Raw genomic sequence first — 17,590 nt, 5'->3', positions numbered from 1 at the left:
GCTGTAGGCACAGGTTATGTTGTAAGTAATGCTTTTTCTGATTTACAAACCATTACGGTCAATGTAACAGGATACGGAAGTTATTTATTCAGCCTTGATGGCGGACCAAGACAAACCAGCAATGTGTTTGAAAATGTACCACTGGGAGAACACACCATAACGGTTTGGGATGATAAAGGCGGAATTGCTAATAGCTGTGATCCGTTTCAATTAACAGGAGTACAAATTATTGATTATCCACATTATTTTACACCAAATGGTGACGGAATTAACGATACGTGGAATATTGTTGGTTTGGATAAAGAAGTAAACGCAAAAATTTATATATTTGACCGCCAAGGAAAATTAATGAAACAAATCAGTCCAGCAAGCAAAGGTTGGGACGGAACCTACAACGGAAACCTAATGCCTTCAACGGATTACTGGTTCACTGTTGACTATCCAGAAGCTGGTGTAATCAAACAATTTAAAGCCCATTTCTCATTAAAAAGATAAAAAAACAATGAAGATTAAACATTTTTTACTTGCTTTAGTAGTTTTAATTACTGAACAATCTTATTCACAAGAAATATTACCTGTATATTCAGATTATTTATCTGATAATTATTTCTTATTACACCCATCAATGGCAGGTGCGGCAAATTGTGCAAAAGTGCGTCTTACAGGAAGACAACAATGGTTTGGTCAAGAAGACGCTCCAGCATTGCAAACATTGAGTTTTAATGGTAGTATTTCAGAAAAAGACGGAATGGGAATTATTTTGTTAAATGATAAAAATGGGTATCATTCTCAAAAAGGATTCCGTGTTGCTTATGCACACCATATTATGTTCTCTAGAGATAATGTTGATCTAAATCAATTGTCGTTTGGTGTAAATGTTGGTTTCGCTCAAAGTTTATTAGATGAAACAGATTTTAGAGATAACAATCCAGCATTTGATCCTAATATCGATGGTACCATAGTACAAAAAGCTAATTACTTCAATGTAGATATTGGAGCTTCTTATAATTTCTTGGATTTTTATGCTCACTTTACTGTAAAAAATGCTTTGGCAAGTGAAAGAAGAATTTATTCTCAAAGAGAACCTGTAAACTTGAGAAGATTAATTTATAATATGGGATACACTTTCGGTGATTCTGAAAGAATATTGTTTGAACCATCAGTAATGTTTCAACATACTTTTTTGACTAAAGAATCGACAGTAGATTTAAACTTCAAAGCTTATAAAAATCTTGACTTCGGCAGACTTTGGGCAGGGCTATCTTATAGAAGAAGTTTAGATGGTGCCGAATATCTTGATGGTGTTGCTATTGCAAATCAAAAACTACAATATATTACCCCAATTTTAGGTGTTAATTACAAAAACTATATGTTCTCTTATACCTATTCTCAATTAATGGGTGATATTAAATTTGATACAGGCGGTTTTCATCAATTAACACTTGGTATTAATTTATTCTGTAAACCAGAGAAATACCACTGTAATTGTCCTGCAATTAACTAATACTATAACAAGCAATCCTGATGTAATTATCAGGATTCTTTTTTAATATACTTATGATAATAAAATCAGTAAATGGAAAGTCTCCAAAAATCCCTCAAGATTGTTTTGTTGCAGAAAATGCTACGATAGTAGGTGATGTGGAGTTTGGCTCACAATGTAGTGTGTGGTATAATGCGGTTATTCGTGGTGACGTGCATTATATTAAAATTGGCAATAAGGTAAATATTCAAGATGGAGCTGTTATTCACGCTACGTATCAAAAGCATCCAACAACTATTGGAAATAACGTGTCAATAGGTCATAATGCCATTGTTCACGGTTGTACGTTAAATGACAACGTTCTTATTGGAATGGGTGCCATAGTGATGGATAATTGTGTCGTTGAAAGTAATGCGATTGTTGCCGCAGGTTCTGTAGTTACCCAAAATACTATCGTAGAATCAGGAACAATTTATGCAGGTGTGCCAGCAAAAAAAGTGAAAGATATCAATACATCCGATTTTGCAGGAGAAATCGAACGAATTTCTAATAATTATGTGATGTATTCGAGTTGGTACAAGAAGGAAGAATAATTTTTGAAACCCTATTCTTATTCTGAAATTTTATAGATTTCTATAAAGTTCACATAAAATTTAGAAAGTAAGGTGAAGTATCGATTTCTATATTTTCAATAAAGCTTTTCCGTTTATTAGTACTTGCGGATTTATTAATACGATACAAAATACACCTGCAACAATTAAGAACTTCAAGATATTATGTAATTGTAGGTATTGTATTTTGCTTTCTGATTTCCATAATAGTACAATGAAAAAGATCAAAATAATTAAGCTTACGTAAAAATAAATGTCCATATAGCCAACGTCGTAGGTTTCAACTAATAGATAGACAGGAAAAACAGTAAGTATTGTTAATGCAGTAATTACTTTTTTAGTAAATTCTTCTCCAAATTTCACTGGAATGGTTCGGTAATTATTAGCAATATCTCCTTTGATATTTTCTAAATCTTTTATCATTTCGCGAATTAAAATTAAAAGACATAAAAAAGAAGCGTGTGCAAATATCTGCGGATAAAGATTTTTATAATACAAAAGAATGGCAAAGAAGGGTAAAACCGCCAAAAATGCAGCCGTTAAATTACCAATAATTGGATATTTTTTTAATTTGTGTGAATAGAACCAAATCAGAAATATGTACGCAGAAAAGAATAACACTGCTCGAAAAGAAACTAAAAGTGCAAGAAGTACTACGACAAAGTTCACTGTAAAATAAACCTGTAATTTTGTTCTCTGACTTACCAATCGATCTATTTTTGACTTGTTTGGTCTATTGATTAAATCTTTTTTACTGTCGTAAAAATTATTAATGATGTATCCAGAAGCTATCGTTAAAGTGGAGGCAAGAACGATTATGAAAAGATTGAAATCCAACAAAACCATTAAAGCTCTTTTTTCTGGAGCCATAATGAAAATTGCTGATAAATATTGTGCTAATGCTATAATAGGAATGTTGTAACCACGAACTACAGAAAACATACTTAAAACCTTTAGTATGGTCAGTTTGGTTTTTCTATTTAGCATATTTTATAAGTTAAAACTGATAAACAACTTCTAACTTATAATCTTTTAAAGATTTTTTCGCTTTTTCTAAATCTTCGGTAAAGCCTAAAATATAGCCACCACCACCAGAACCGCATAGTTTCAGGTAATAATCATTAGAATCGATTCCTTGTTGCCAAATGCCGTGAAATTGTTCAGGAATCATTGGCTTGAAATTATTTAAAACGACTGTAGATAATTTTTTAGTGTTTGAAAATAATGATTTCTTATCACCACCAAGAAAATTTTCAACACACAAATCAGTATATTTAATAAACTGGTTTTTTAACATAGTTCGAAAACCTTGATCTTTAAGATTTTCCATAAAAATGTTTACCATTGGAGCAGTTTCTCCAACAATACCAGAGTCTAACAAGAAAACAGCACCTTTGCCTTCTGAACTTTGTGAAGGAATTCCTGTAGCTTCAATATTATCTTTAGAATTAATTAAAATCGGAATGCTTAGATAACTATTTAACGGATCAAGACCTGAGCTTTTACCGTGAAAGAACGATTCCATTTGGGAGAAAATGGTTTTTAGTTGCAATAATTTTTCACGTGTTAAATTTTCTAAAACCGTGATTTTATTGGTAGCATACTTATCATAAATTGCAGCCACTAATGCACCACTACTACCAACTCCATATCCTTGTGGAATACTTGAATCAAAATACATACCACGCGCAACATCCTCTTTGATTAAATCAATATTAAATGTAACCAAGTCAGGTTGATCATTTTGCAATTGTTCTAAATAAATTACAAATCGAGCTAAACTTTGATTTGACTTGATGGCTTCTTCAGATGGATTTTCATCGACCTTCAAGGCACCATTATAAAAATTATAAGGAATAGATAAACCTTTAGAATCTTTTATAATTCCGTATTCTCCGAAGAGTAATATTTTTGAATAAAATAATGGTCCTTTCATATGTATAAAAGTTGTTTTTTAGCGGTCATATATATTATCGCCTTTTACTTATTGGTGTTTGCTTACGCAAACTTGTTTTCAATGACGATTTCATATTCTGATTTGAGGTATTGTTAAATTATAACTTTTGTGCTCCAAAACCAATTTCATCACAAATATACTGACCATTTTGACAATAGCCAACTAATTCGTCTTTAATAAATTGCAATGTTTCAACTCTAACGTTTTCGGGATACAAAACATGCACATTCGCACCTGCATCTAAAGTAAAACATACCGGAATTTTGGTTTCATTTCTAAATTTCCAAATTTTATTAATGATCTCCAACGTGTTTGGTTTCATTAAAATAAAATAAGGCATTGAGGTCATCATCATTGAATGAAGTGTTAAAGCTTCACTTTCAACAATTTTTATAAATTCCTCTAAATTTCCATTCTCTAAAACGGATTTTATTGCCGATAAATTGTAATGCGCTTGCGAAAATCGTTGTTCTGCATAAGGATGATTGTGCATTAAATCGTGTCCAACAGTACTCGAAACTTGCTTTTCACCTTTGTCAACTAGCAAAATAGTGTCTTGATAATTCTCAAAATTGGCGTGTACCTTTGACGAAAATGGTACACCATATAAATCGCTACTTTTCTCTAGTTCTTTATGGTTTCCCCATACTACAATTGTGCCTTTTATACTTCTGCAAGCGCTTCCTGAACCCAATCTTGCTAGAAACGAGGCCTTTTGATTAAAAAAATCTTCAGTCATTTTTGGGTTTAGTGCTTTTTCTAAACTCATAATATTCATAGCCAAGGCTGCCATTCCAGATGCTGAAGAAGCGATTCCTGAACTATGAGGAAAAGTATTTTGGGTATCTATCGTAAAATGATACTGTTTTAAATAAGGACAATAGACTTCAATTCGTTCGAAAAACTTCTGAATTTTGGGTTTAAAATCTTCTTTAGGTTTTCCTTCAAACAATAAATCAAATGAGAAATTATTGTCTGTCCTACTGCGCGCAGTCGACGTGTGTTTTTTCTCGAAAGCTAATTTTGTAATTGTTTTACAGTTATTTAACGTAAAACTTATAGATGGATTGGCTGGAATCTGATGTTCTTTTTTACCCCAATATTTTACTAACGCAATATTACTTGGAGCACTCCATTCAAAAAAACCATCTTCAACAATAATGTTACTTTCTACTGAGATAAAATCCTTTTCGGACAGCATATATTCTTAATTTTAGTACAAAGATACTTATTTTACAAAAACTAAATCATTTTGTTCACTATATTTGTGAAAATTTTAAACAAGATGCAAAAAATACTTAGAATTGTAGTAGTGGTAATGACTTGTCTAGTAATAGGTTATTTATCAGGAATGGTTACTAGAGAAAGTATAACTACTTGGTATCCAACATTGGTCAAGCCTATTTTCAATCCGCCTAATTGGATTTTCGCGCCTGTTTGGACTTCTCTGTACATTATGATGGGAATTGCTGGAGGTTTGGTTTGGAACAAATTAGAAGGTAACGAAGTAATTGTCAAAAAGGCTTTCTTGTTTTTTATTATTCAACTTGCGTTAAATGCACTTTGGTCGTTGATTTTTTTCAAATTACACAATTTACTTTTAGCTTCAATCGAAGTAGTTTTGTTACTGCTAATGATTTATGAAACTTATAATCAGTTTAAGAAAATTGATAAAATAGCGGGATTTCTTCTGATTCCTTATATAGCTTGGGTCAGTTTTGCAACAGTTTTGACTATTAGTATTTGGTATTTAAATTAGTATAAAAAAACCGATTCAATTACGAATCGGTTTTTTTATGATTATTGGATGATTAATTTCTTGGTGATTTTTAAATTTGATTGTGTTTTAATTTCAACAAGATAAATCCCTTTTGATAAATCGGAAACATCAATAATTATATCATTCTCTGAAGCATTGTGAATTTCTTTAATCTTTTTTCCAAGTAAATTATGAATTTCGATAGAATTAATAGTTTCCGAAGATTTTAAATTAGTAATCTTGACTAAAGAACTTGTTGGATTAGGATATAAAATAAAACTAGAACCATCAAATTCAGTAGTTTTTAAGGATTGTACAAATTCAGTTTGAAATTCGTTAGTAATAATAGGCGGGTTATAATCAAAATAAATAAATGCTTTATTTGGAATTATATCTCCAACTGCGTAACCTGTAGTGGGTTTGATTCTAAATTGAATAAACCCATGACCTCCTGTTGGATTGATAGAAGTTGGAGGTAGATTTATGTTATAAAAATTCCATATCAATTGATTTCCAATTCTTCTCATATTATAATCGTGACTTGCGCCTAACATTTCAATTGAATTTGGATTTAAAGAGGCGTTAAGAAAATCTTCAACTCTCACAAATTCGGCATTTGCAGTTCCTGTATTTTCAAATTGAATAGTATACGTTAAATAATCATTTGAAGCAAAATCGTCAATATCAATTTTTTCACCATGCGCTTCTGTTTTATCATTTGGATCATACGAACCAACAACTATTTGAGTTAAACTCATTTGATTATCATAAGGGTTAACATCGCCTGTTAATGGAATAATACCAACAGAATTTGTTATTATATCGCCCAAATTAGCAGTGGGAATTGTTGGAACCTGCAAGGTAACCACTATCGATTGTTCTTCATTTGGTAAAAGATTTGTAAAATTGTAAGTAAACCCATTTGAATTTGACAAAGTGCCTGTTTGCGAGATGGATGTTATTGTAACTAAAGCATCTTTTTCATAAGTTAATGATCCATTTATAGTCTGAGCGCCATTGTTTTTATAGCGTATTATATTAGCATAAGAAAATCCGGGTCTAGGCTGTCCGACAGGAATAATCGATACTTTAAGGTCGTTGAATGGTTGAATCTGTACGACTGGAAAATAATATGTTGTACTTCCGCTTCCGGCAGGAATTGTTATATTAGAATAAGTTGTTGATGAATTGTAATAGGTTGCAAAATTGGCATTTACTGCAAAACTTAAATTATAAGTGTTTGCCGGATTAGTATCAAATAATAAAAAACTACCATTATTTGCATTTCCATAAGAAGGAGTTCCAGAATTATTGAGGTCATAAACAAAACTACCATTGGTAAAAACGTTTTCATTTAAATCTTTAATACCATCATTGTTAGAGTCAACAAAAGCCACTAAAGTTAGATTATCAGCGCATTGGCCATTATTAGTGCAAGAAGTAGTACAAAATGATGCTGCTACAGACCAAGCACTAAATGCATTTGGACCACAAATACTTCTCACATAGTACACATAACACGTGCTTGGTGTCAATCCTGTTACAAAGTAAAGCTGACTTGCCGCAACAATTCCTGATGTAGCTGCAGTTGGAGCTGGCGTACTAGGAGGTACAATATAAACTTCCCAACTTGTTGCTGTACCTACTTCATTCCAACCTAAAACAGCACCAGTATCAAAAATATTGGTAAAAGACAAATTACTTGGTGGTAAACATGAGTTTGGCGCGCAAGAGTTTACTATTACAGTGGCAACACTTGAATCATTGATACATGGTGCAGTTCCGTTTATTACATAATTAAATGTACTTGTTGTTGTGTTTAGAGAAGGAGTAAAGGTTCCTGTTACTGAACTAAAAGTTCCACCAACTCCTGTAGTTCTTATCCAAGTTCCGCCAAGTTGCTCACCTGTGATTAAAGAATATAAATCTATTGGTGTTGTTGAAGTATTACAAACTGTTATTGCGCCATCTAATCCAGCGTTTGGTTGTGCGGATAAGTTCACTAAGGCTATACTAGTATCACCGATACAAGGTGGAATTCCCAATAAAGTGTAAGTAAAGGTACTTGTTGTTGCTCCAAATGCTGGTGCGTAAGTTCCAGATAAAGCGTCAAATGTTCCACCAGTTCCTGAAGTTCTTGTCCAAGTTCCGCCTGATTGCTCACCAGTAATTAATGCAAACAAATTAATTACTGTTGTTGATGTTTCACAAACAGTAATCGAGCCATCAATTCCTGCATTTCGAGGTAAATTAACTACGAGATTAAATTCTCCAGTCCACAACTGCGAAGTTTGAGTATTCACCACGCGTATCCAAAGGAGTTGTGAAAAAGTTTGATTATTAGTGTATGGCACAGAAGTGTTAATTGGATTAAAGCCAAATTGAGCATCTGCATTTGACGTATGGAAAGTAATATTGTGAATACTTGGATTTTCATTTCCTAAAATCTCAGGTAGTTTAGTATTTAAATCAAATTGAGCAATTCCATCAGAATTTGTATCACAAACAGTGTAATTACTCACCTGCGTGTTAATTTGTGCTTTTACCAATGAAAATGTAGTTAATAATAAAAAGAGTAGAAGTTTCTTCATAACCTGAAAATTAGAGTTAATCAAATGTAGCTTTTTTATTGCAAATAAAAAATCCCGAGAAAGTTAATTTTTCGGGATTTTTAAATTTTTGAATTTATTTTTAGTTGATTACCAATTTCTTAGTGATTTTTAAATCCGATTGAGTTGTGATTTCAACTAGATAAATACCTTTCGATAAGCTAGAAACATCAACTTTCATTTCGTTAGAATTATTTGTAGAAAGTTTGCTTACTGTTTTTCCTAAAACATCATAAATAATTATGTTTTCAAGTATTTCAGAAGTGTTTTGTAAATTCACTTGAACAAAAGAATTTGTTGGATTTGGATAAAGTACAAAGTTTTCTAGTCCAAAATTTGCATTTGCTAAAGCCGCAGTAAATTCAGTTGTAAACGTATTAGTAACAATTGCCGGATTGGTATCAAAATAAATAGAAGCCGTATTAGGCACAAGATCTCCAACTGCAAATCCTGGTTTTAATCTAATTTTGAAGGTGACATATCCTTTACTCAAATCAATATTTTCTAAATAACTTGGCAAGTGAATGAAGTCAAATTTCCAACTAATGTGATTTCCAATTCGCTCCATAATATAATTGTGACTTGCATCAACCATTCTAATACTTGATTCCTCTAATTGCGCGTCTAAGAAATCTTCAATTCTAATGTTAATTGCGTTAGCCGTTCCCTCATTTTGAAAACGAATGGTATAATACAAGTAATCATTTTGAGCAAATTGATTAAACGGAATCTCTTCACCGTGTGCCTCCATTTTATCATTCGGGTCGTAAGCACCTACAACTATTTGAGTATTAGAATAATTGTTATTACTTAAGTTTATATCATTTGCTGTAGCCAAAATACTAGTTGAATTAGTAAGCAAATCTCCAAGGTTTACTGTAGGAATTGTTGGAACGCTCATCGTTACATAAATATACCTAGTTTCATAAGGCGCTAAATTTGTAAAATTATAACTAAAGCCATTGGCATTTGCAATAGTTCCTAATTGAGAGATATTGGTTATGGAAACATTGGCATCTTTATTAAAAGTCAAAGTCCCGTCAGTTGCAACAATTCCTAAATTTTTGTACACAATTTTATTGTTATAATTGAATCCAGGAACAGGAGTTCCAAGAGGTACAATAGATACAGAAACATCATTAAATCCTTGAGTCAATGTGATTGGGAAATATAGAGTTTGAGTGCCACTATTTAATGGAATATTAATATCGTTGTAATTAATCGGTCCTAAAGTATAGTAAGGCGCATATTCTGTATCAATAGCATATCCAAAGTCATAAACGTTACTTGGGTTGGCATCATATACTGTATAAGTTCCTGCAGGAGAAGAAATATTGGTTACATTTCCTGCGTTGTTTTGCAAAGATGTAAACGAACCATAAGTAAAGTTTACTTCAGTAGTTTCTTTAATTCCATTTCCGTTTTCATCAATGAATGCTACAAGTTCTATTTTATCTGAACATTGTGGTGGACCAGAAGCAAAAGTTCCAGCTTCAATGAATACTGAAGAATCATAGGCTGTATCACTTCTATCTGCAATCACTAATTTAATATGATAATTACGGTTTGGAATAATGTTAGCCGATGCAGTCATTTTAACGGTTTGCCCATTATAATTTGTAGCAGATCCGGTTTGATTAGTGCCATAAAAAGAATCAAAAAACAAAGGATTTGCAGAAGCACAAGAGTTGTTATGTAAACTATTTCTAATAGTTACTACAGAAACTGGAGTAGTTGTTCCCGGAATTACCGCTAAATTGGTAGTGATTCCAGTATCTAAATCTGTTAGTAAGAAAGCAAAGGCGTCAGCAAAATCACATTGAAAAGTACCATATTCATCAGAGGCTAACAAGAAATTAAAACTCATAAACGAATTTAAACTTGTAAAATCAAATTCTAATTTGGTAGCATTTTTTGAAACCATCGGAACACCAATGGCACTTGAAATGATTCCTTCTAATTGCGTGTCGCCTGTCCAAGTAGAACTTCCTTGACTTAAAATAGTGGTATTTGGTCCTGGAGCACTCATTGCGCTTCCAGATGAAAGTACTATTCCAGATGATATTGGGAATAACGGATTGGTGTTTGTAAACGAACCAATTCCATTAACAGAACCAAAATTTGTTCCAGTACTCGATGTGATATTTGACACTGTTAAACAAGGATTATTAATTAAAACATTGTTTACAAGTTGATCGACAGTATATTGACTAGTGCTAACTGCTATAGCTGGTACTGTTTGTGTTGGAGTGAAAGTTAAAACAGTTGACCAATTACTATTCTCTGTAGTTGAACACACTGCTCTAACATAAAAAGTATAAGTAGTTCCAGTATTTAATCCTGTTGCTTGAAAAGAATTAGAAGCTGTTAAAACTCCAATTGAGGCTGCTGTTGGAGCAGGTGAGCCCGAAGGCAAAACAAGAACTTCCCATTGAGATACTGTACCTGATTGGTTCCAACTTAAGTTGGCAGTTGTTGCTGTTGTGCTATTAACTAAAACGCTACTTGGTGTAAAACAATTAGTTTGTAATGTTGTGAAAGTTGTTGCATAAGACCAATAACTTTTATCGTTAGCCGAACAAATGGCTCTAACATAAGCTTTATAAGAGGTTGAATAATTTAGTCCAGTTGCTTGAAATGGATTTGTTGATGTAACTACTCCTACCGAAGTTTGTGTTGGCGCAGATGCAGCGGCTGGAACGACAATTACTTCCCATTGTGTTGCGGTTCCGTTTTCTTGCCAATTAATATTTGCACTTGTACCGCTAATATTATTTACTGGCATTATTGAAGGTTGTAAACATGTTGCTTGAGGTGAACACGCTACACTGGCTACCCAACCTTCTTTATTTACCGAGCTATCGCTTCGAAATCTAAAAGTTAAGCATCCATTGGCTGCTGATGAAACGAATGGTCCTGGAATTGTTGTTCCCCAAAAAGCTCCAGCCAAACCACCAGGAACACTTCCTGCGGGATTTCCACTTGAAATTTGAGGTGATGAAATAGTATTTCCATTAAACACATAAAGTCCATCCCAGTTGGCTTCAGTATTAAATGATGAAAATGTAACTACAACTTGATCGCCAGGATTCGTCGGACATATGGTATAGGTATTGTCTGAAAGATTTGCATAGTTAGCTGTTAATCCGCCATTATCAATAAATTGTCCGCCACAAACTGGTGCAGGATTTGGATTGGCAGGTGTAGTAAATGTATAAGCTTGTGACCAAGGACTAAATGCATTGGCACAAATAGATCTAATAAAAACATTATAACAAGTACTTGCTGTTAAATTCGTTGCCAGATAAGAATTTGAAGTTACAAAAACATTTGAATTGGCAGGAGTTCCACAAGCAGACACATTGATTTCCCATTGCGTTCCACTTGGATCATTCCAGTTTAATTGTGCGCTCGTACTAGTTAGTGACGACGCCGTTAAATTCGTTGGTTCATTGCAAGGTGCATTTTGAACTGTTGAGAATGAAAAAGGAGCAGACCAATCACTGAAAACATTTCCGCAAGTTGTTCTTACTGAAGCATTATAAATTATGCCAGGCGTCAGTCCAACCAAATCAAATGGATTTGAACTCACAATAAATGTTGTTCCTGTTGAAGTGCCATTTGCAGTTAAAACAATTTCCCACGGTCCAGTTGATGGATTGATATCCGTCCAAAATAGAACTGCTGACGTTGCATTTAAAGTTACTACATTCAGTGAAATTGGAGCCAAGCATTGAGGAGTGTTATTAACACAATCGATAACTGCTTCCCAACCAGCACTATTTCCAGCACTATCAGATTCAAAAACAAAAGTCACACATGAGCCTGGAGTATTTGTACTAAAAGTAATTTGCGATGGACTGTTGCTGTTGATAGCAGCTAATAAAGTTCCGTTTTGAGCGGTACCTTCATAAACGTAAAGTGAGTCAAAGTTGTCTAAAGAAATCGAATTAAAACTAATGAGCATTGTCTCATTGGTAGTATTTGGACAAAAAGTAGTTGTCTCGTAGGCAGAATCTGTATAATTTCCGGTTTGTCCACCGTTGTCATAAAAGAATTGACTGCATCCTGAAGTTTGAGCAGTACTTAGAAAAGTACCGACAAAAAACATACAGAATAGGGTTAATAGTAATTGTTTTTTCATGTTTGATTGATTTATAGTAAATCAAATATACATTGATTTTTAACAACTTATGTGAAAATTTTAAGTTTTTTTTAGTCATAATGAGCAAACCCAATAAAACCAATATGTCAGTTACTAAAAAAAAATCCCAACTATTAATTTTATAATTGGGACTTAAAATTTCGGGAAGATTGTAAAATTACTTTATCACAAGTTTTTTATTTTGTTTTAAACCATTCTCAGTAGTTATCTCTACTAAATAAATACCTTTTGATAAACCTGATGTATCAACTTTAGCATTATTCTTAGCAACAGAATTTACTTCTTTTATAATTTTACCTAGTACATCATAAATAATCACATTTTCAATGGTTTCAGCGGTAGTGTTCAAAGCGATATTTACAAATTGACTTGTAGGATTTGGATACAATGTAAAGTTAGAGGTATCAAAACTTAGATTATTTAACGCAGCGGTAAACTCCGTTGTAAAAGTATTTGTTACAATTGCAGGATTAGAATCAAAATAAATACTTGCTGTGTTTGGTATCAAAGATCCAACTGCAAAACCAGGGTATAATTTAACTCGAAACTGCACATATCCCATACTTAATTCTTCATTCAAGGATAATGGTACAAGTTGTATGTTGGCAAAATTCCAAACGATGTTATTGTTAATTCTTGTCATAACATAATTGTGGCTTGCACTAATCATTCGTATACTTTCTGGATCAATTTGTGCATCTAAAACGTCTTCAATTCTTACATCAATTGCATTAGCTGTTCCGTAATTTTGAAATCTAATAGTGTAAATTAAATCGTCATTTGGACTAAATTGACTCAATGGTATTTCTTCACCGTGCGATTCCATTTTATCATTAGGGTCGTATGAATTCACGACAATTTGTGTAATAGAACTTGAATTGTTTAATAGATTTACATCATTTGCTGGAGCAGAAATTGTAGCTGAAGCAGTTAGTAAATCACCCAAATTTACAATTGGACTCGCAGGAACACTCATTGTAACGAATAATTCTCGAGTTTCATTTGGAAGAAGATTGGTGAAATTATAGGTAAAGCCAGCAGAATTTGCAATAGCTCCAGCTTGATAAATAGCAGTAATTGTTGTTTGCGATGGCTTTTCAAAAGTTACGGTACCGTCTGTTGCAGCGACACCTAAATTTTTAAATTTAATCATATTTGAATAAGTCATTCCCGGTCTTGGTTGACCTACAGGTACAATTGAAATGTTAACGTCATTGTATGATTGAGTTAATACAATAGGAAAATAAAGATATTGTGTTCCACTACCAGCAGTAATGTTTATATCATTGAATGAAGTTGTTCCAGAACTATAATAAGGAAAATATTCTGTTTAAATATTATAGGAAAAATCATAAGTATTTGCTGGGTTTGAATCAAAAACTGTTTGTCTTCCATTAGATGAGAAGGTATTTGTAATTGGCCCGGTATTATTTTGTTGGTAAACAAATGAACCATTAGTGAAATAATTTTCACCAGAATCTTTCACGCCATTATTATTATAATCGTTAAATGCTACAAGTATAATTTTATCTAAATTTTCACATGTTATGTCTGCAGACCAACCAGGTCTAGTTGTTGAACCACTACTTATGAATCGGAATGATAAACAACCACTTGGATCTGATGATGTAAAAGGACCAGGAATTGTTGTGCCCCAAAATCCACCAGTTAAATTAGATAATGAACCAAGTCCAACTCCATTTGTACTAGCAATTTGAGGTGAGTTAAATGAGTTTCCATCAAAAACAAACAAACCGTCCCAGTTTGCTGCAGTGTCGAAAGAGGTGAATGTTACAGTGACCATTTCTCCGGGATATGTTGGACATATCGTGTAATAATTGTTTGAATTATTTAAATAATTTGCATTTGATCCACCATTATCAACAAATAAATCTCCACATTCAAGAGGTGCAAGCATTGTAATAAAGCTTGTTGGTGCAGACCAATCACTCGAATCATTTGCCGAGCAAATTGCTTTAACGTAAACCTGATAACAGGTATTTGGATTGAGTCCGTTTATAACAAATGGATTTGTTGTTGTAATAACTCCAACTGTTATATTATTTACAGGTGCAGGTGCAGTGCAAGGAAGAGCAATTACTTCCCATAAAGTTGCAGAACTATTACTTGTCCAGGCTACAGTTGCAGATTGATGTGTTACATTAGAGTTGTTCAAATTAATTGGTTTCGGACATATTGTATTTGCCATAGTAGACCAATTACTTTTTAGTATTGGTGAACAAATGGCTCTTACATATACATTATTTGAAGAGTTTGTTAAGTTTGTAATAGTTGCTGGATTTGTATTAACAATTGTTCCAACAGAACTTGTTGTTGGATAAGTTCCAGCGGGTAAAACTATAATTTCCCATTGTGTGGCACTACCAGTTTCTGTCCAGCTTATAGTTGCATTTGGATAATTAACACCCGAAGTTGTCACATTAATTGGAGTAGTACAACTATTGGCAGAATTAACGTTTACATTATCAATTAACCATCTGTCTCCACCAAGTGCGGCTGTAGGTTGATTGTAAATCCTAACAAAAGTGATATAAATGTTTTGTCCAGCATATGCTGATAAATCAATTGTTTTTTCTTCATAACCATCATAATTATTTGAAATATCATTTTCTGTGTATATGGCAAGAATCGTTGCATTTGATAAATCTGTTTGTGAACCATTAGCCGGAGCAACTTTGACTTGATATAAAGTACCTTGATTACCTGAAATTGTAGTTCTAGATACAAAAGTTAAGTGACCATTTGCAGGCACGCTAACTGTAGGAGAAGTCAAATAATCTTCACTTGTATAACCAAAGCCAATATTTTCACGATTAATATAAGCAGAATACAAGCCCGAATGTACATTTGAAATAACATCTGTTCTTTCCCATCTTTTTACAGGTCCAATGCCATTATCGTGAATAGCCCAATTGCCTGAATTCAATGTCCATACAGTTGAAGGAAGCGGATTTGGCGCGTTAGCGCTTTCAAAATCCTCGGAAAATTGAGAAAAAGAAGAAATAGAAAACAAAAATACTAGTACTACTAAAGTAATTTTATTCATATTTGTTAATTTATAGTAAATCAAATATACATTGATTTTTAACAACTTACAATAAAACACTCTTTTTATTTTAACGAAAACGTCTCAGCTATAATAAATCCGCCTGTCCACGCATTTTGAAAATTAAATCCGCCAGTTATAGCATCAATGTTTAAAATCTCTCCAGCGAAATATAAATTAGGATGCAATTTGCTTTCCATTGTTTTGAAGTTGATTTCTTTTAAATCAATACCTCCAGCGGTTACAAATTCTTCTTTGAAAGTACTTTTGCCATTAACTTGAAATTCGCCATTCGTTAATTGATTGGCTAAATTTTGAAGTTGATTTTTTGATAAATCTGCCCATTTGGTATCTTCCAAAATTTCAGATGCTAAAACCAAACTTTCCCATAGTCTATTCGGAAAATCAAATGGAGATTTTTTTGAAACTGCTTTTTTAGAATGTTCTAATTTTAGTTCCTTAAGTTTTTCAAGCGTTTCCTCAAACGTTAAGTCGTTTAACCAATTGACTTGTAAAACAAATTGATAATTTTTATCGGCCAATATTCGTGCACCCCAAGCTGAAAGTCTTAAAATTCCTGGTCCAGACATTCCCCAATGGGTTATCAGTAATGGTCCTGAAGATTCCAACTTTGTGTTTTTAACTTTTACAGATGCAAAAGCAGACAAGCCCATCAAATCTTTAATTCGTTTGTCTTTTATATTAAAGGTGAACAATGATGGAACGGCCGAAATAGTAGAATGACCAAGTTCAGTTAACATTTCCCATATTTTTGGATTGCTTCCAGTGGTCATCACTAATTTTTGACAAGAAAATGTTTCAACATTGGTTTCTACTTTCCAATAATCTTCTCCTTTATATAAAGATTGCACACTTTGATTGGTAAGAATATCAATTTTTAATTTTTGAGTAGCAGTCAAAAAACAATCAATAATAGTTTGCGAAGAATCGGAAGTTGGAAACATTCTACCATCGTCTTCGATTTTTAATTCAACGCCGTGTTTTTCAAACCACTCAATGGTATCTCCAGTACAAAATTGATGAAAAGGTCCACGAAGTTCTTTTTCACCACGAGGATAAAATTTGACTAAATCATTTGGAACAAAACACGCGTGTGTAACATTGCAACGTCCGCCACCAGAAATTCTTACTTTAGATAAAACTTCTTTGCCACGTTCTAAAATTGCGACTTTTAACTTTGGGTTTTTCTCAACAATATTAATTGCTGTAAAAAAACCTGCAGCTCCGCCACCAACTACTATTATATCGTATTTTGAAATCATATTTTATCAGGAAAATCTGAAATTATACCATCAACTTGCAATGATTTGACAAAGGTAAGGTCTTCTTCTGAATTTACCGTCCAAGGAAAGATTTTAAATCCGTTACAATGCATTTCTTTGACATTTTCTGAATCAAGTAGCTTGAAATATGGATTTATCGAATAGGCATTTATTTTTTTTGCAAAACATATAGCATTGTCTAAATTATCTTCACACAGAACACCAAGTTGCATAGCATAATTTGATGATGAACAAAATTCTAAAACGGTCCAGTCAAAGCTCGAAATCTGAAATAAATTTGGGTTCCAATGTTTATCTACAGTATAAATTTGAAGTAATTCTAAAACATATTGTGTTGCATTTTTATCTTTAATTTCAATATTTAGAAAACATTTCTCGTTAATTAAGTCAAGAACATCGGCCAAGGTTGGAACCTCAAGTTTTTTTAAATCGAAAGAGGAATAATCTTTTATAAATCCCTTTTCTGTGGTCGTTCTATCAACCTTTTCATCGTGTATAACGACAGGAATATTATCTTTACATAAGTGAATATCGAGCTCAATTCCGTCAACACCTAGTGCAAGCGCTTTTTTGAAAGAAGTTAAAGTGTTTTCGGCAGCATATCCTTTTGCACCACGATGTCCAATTTTTAGCAT

General features: G+C 33.0%; 13 protein-coding genes. 4 read left to right on the top strand and 9 right to left on the bottom strand.

Features of this window, described 5'->3' with window-relative positions:
* The 3 genes from Q0050_RS07640 to Q0050_RS07630 all read left to right on the top strand — a co-directional run.
* Window positions 1-495 (top strand): T9SS type B sorting domain-containing protein (locus Q0050_RS07640; RefSeq protein ID WP_298393895.1); only part of this gene is annotated, 495 nt, incomplete at its 5' end.
* Between the two features lie 7 nt (window positions 496-502).
* Window positions 503-1,504 (top strand): type IX secretion system membrane protein PorP/SprF, encoded by a 1,002-nt coding sequence (locus Q0050_RS07635; protein ID WP_298393893.1) that lies wholly within the window; start codon window positions 503-505, stop codon window positions 1,502-1,504.
* A gap of 53 nt (window positions 1,505-1,557) precedes the next feature.
* Window positions 1,558-2,076, top strand: coding sequence for a gamma carbonic anhydrase family protein (locus Q0050_RS07630; RefSeq protein WP_298393891.1), 519 nt, complete (start codon window positions 1,558-1,560; stop codon window positions 2,074-2,076).
* Window positions 2,077-2,163: 87 nt separating this feature from the next.
* Here Q0050_RS07630 and Q0050_RS07625 read toward each other — a convergent pair whose 3' ends face one another.
* The 3 genes from Q0050_RS07625 to Q0050_RS07615 all read right to left on the bottom strand — a co-directional run bounded on the left by Q0050_RS07625 (window position 2,164) and on the right by Q0050_RS07615 (window position 5,252).
* Window positions 2,164-3,081, bottom strand: a complete 918-nt coding sequence (locus Q0050_RS07625) for a geranylgeranylglycerol-phosphate geranylgeranyltransferase (RefSeq protein ID WP_298393889.1) — start codon at window positions 3,079-3,081, stop codon at window positions 2,164-2,166.
* A gap of 10 nt (window positions 3,082-3,091) precedes the next feature.
* A complete protein-coding gene (locus Q0050_RS07620) occupies window positions 3,092-4,030 on the bottom strand; it encodes a mevalonate kinase (RefSeq protein WP_298393887.1) in 939 nt (312 codons plus the stop codon).
* 118 nt (window positions 4,031-4,148) lie between these two features.
* Window positions 4,149-5,252 (bottom strand): diphosphomevalonate decarboxylase, encoded by a 1,104-nt coding sequence (locus tag Q0050_RS07615; RefSeq protein ID WP_298393884.1) that lies wholly within the window; start codon window positions 5,250-5,252, stop codon window positions 4,149-4,151.
* A gap of 84 nt (window positions 5,253-5,336) precedes the next feature.
* On the opposite strand from Q0050_RS07615, the gene Q0050_RS07610 reads away from it, so the two are divergent.
* Window positions 5,337-5,810, top strand: a complete 474-nt coding sequence (locus Q0050_RS07610) for a TspO/MBR family protein (RefSeq protein ID WP_298393882.1) — start codon at window positions 5,337-5,339, stop codon at window positions 5,808-5,810.
* Window positions 5,811-5,851: 41 nt separating this feature from the next.
* Here the strand turns inward: Q0050_RS07610 and Q0050_RS07605 are convergent, their stop codons facing one another.
* The 6 genes from Q0050_RS07605 to Q0050_RS07580 all read right to left on the bottom strand — a co-directional run bounded on the left by Q0050_RS07605 (window position 5,852) and on the right by Q0050_RS07580 (window position 17,590).
* A complete protein-coding gene (locus Q0050_RS07605; RefSeq protein ID WP_298393881.1) occupies window positions 5,852-8,401 on the bottom strand; it encodes a T9SS type A sorting domain-containing protein in 2,550 nt (849 codons plus the stop codon).
* A gap of 100 nt (window positions 8,402-8,501) precedes the next feature.
* The gene (locus Q0050_RS07600; protein ID WP_298393879.1) at window positions 8,502-12,563 is read right to left on the bottom strand and encodes a choice-of-anchor L domain-containing protein; all 4,062 of its coding nucleotides are present in this window, start codon (window positions 12,561-12,563) and stop codon (window positions 8,502-8,504) included.
* Between the two features lie 178 nt (window positions 12,564-12,741).
* Window positions 12,742-13,737, bottom strand: coding sequence for a T9SS type A sorting domain-containing protein (locus Q0050_RS07595; protein ID WP_298393877.1), 996 nt, complete (start codon window positions 13,735-13,737; stop codon window positions 12,742-12,744).
* A gap of 177 nt (window positions 13,738-13,914) precedes the next feature.
* Window positions 13,915-15,651 (bottom strand): choice-of-anchor J domain-containing protein, encoded by a 1,737-nt coding sequence (locus Q0050_RS07590; protein WP_298393875.1) that lies wholly within the window; start codon window positions 15,649-15,651, stop codon window positions 13,915-13,917.
* A 65-nt stretch (window positions 15,652-15,716) separates the two neighbouring features.
* The gene (locus tag Q0050_RS07585) at window positions 15,717-16,934 is read right to left on the bottom strand and encodes an NAD(P)/FAD-dependent oxidoreductase (protein ID WP_298393873.1); all 1,218 of its coding nucleotides are present in this window, start codon (window positions 16,932-16,934) and stop codon (window positions 15,717-15,719) included.
* A complete protein-coding gene (locus tag Q0050_RS07580; protein WP_298393872.1) occupies window positions 16,931-17,590 on the bottom strand; it encodes a glycerophosphodiester phosphodiesterase family protein in 660 nt (219 codons plus the stop codon). Before Q0050_RS07580 ends, Q0050_RS07585 begins: the two co-directional genes overlap by 4 nt.

Origin of the sequence: Flavobacterium sp., assembly GCF_027483985.1 — a bacterium.
Classification (GTDB): domain Bacteria; phylum Bacteroidota; class Bacteroidia; order Flavobacteriales; family Flavobacteriaceae; genus Flavobacterium.
The sequence above is the reverse complement of the archived record's forward strand: the minus strand, read 5'-3'. Positions and strand labels throughout refer to the sequence as shown.